Source organism: Cupriavidus sp. WS (assembly GCF_000395345.1).
Classification (GTDB): Bacteria; Pseudomonadota; Gammaproteobacteria; order Burkholderiales; family Burkholderiaceae; genus Cupriavidus; species Cupriavidus basilensis_B.
On record NZ_AQPL01000461.1, the window covers coordinates 1 to 797 of the forward strand.

At 72.0% G+C, this 797-nt stretch carries 1 protein-coding gene; it reads left to right on the plus strand.

What is annotated here, in order from left to right:
- Positions 1–720 (plus strand): SDR family NAD(P)-dependent oxidoreductase (locus tag K206_RS0131165; RefSeq protein WP_020206236.1); only part of this gene is annotated, 720 nt, incomplete at its 5' end.
- Positions 721–797 lie beyond the last annotated feature (77 nt).

A 797-nucleotide genomic window follows, 5' to 3' on the forward strand; every position in this document is an offset into this window, starting at 1 on the left:
GGACTTGCCGGCGCCGGCGCGCGCGTGATCGTCAACGGCCGCAGCGAGGCCACCGTCGCCCGCGCGCTGGAGGCCTTGCGCGGCGCGGTGCCCGGCGCCGACGTAGTGGGCTTTGCCGGCGACCTCGCCGACGCGGCCGTGTGCGCGCGGCTGGTGGCGGAGCAGCCGCACGTCGACGTGCTGGTCAACAACCTCGGCATCTTCCAGGTGCAGGACTTCTTCGAGACGCCGGACAGCGAATGGGAGCGCTTCTTCGACGTCAACGTGCTGTCCGGCGTGCGGCTGGCGCGCGCCTACGCGCCGTCGATGGTCCAGCGCAAGTGGGGGCGCATCGTGTTCATCTCGTCCGAATCGGCCATCAACATCCCGACCGAGATGATCCACTACGGCTTCACCAAGACGGCGCAGCTGGCGGTGTCGCGCGGGCTGGCCAAGCGCCTGGCCGGCACCGGCGTGACCGTCAACGCGGTGCTGCCGGGGCCGACGCTGTCCGAGGGCGTGGCCGAGATGCTCAAGGACGAGGTGCAGAAGACGGGCCGGCCGATCGAGGAAGTCGCGGCCGATTTCGTCAAGGCGCACCGCTCCACCTCGATCATCCAGCGCGCGGAGACCGTCGACGAAGTGGCCAACATGATCGTCTACGTCTGCTCGCCGCAGGCGTCCGCCACCACCGGCGCCGCGCTGCGCGTGGACGGCGGCGTGGCCGACACCGTCATCTGATCGCGCCACCGGCGCGCCGACAAGACCGGGGCGCCCGCGAAGGGGCACCGGCGGGCGCCGGCAGGCCGCCCCGATCG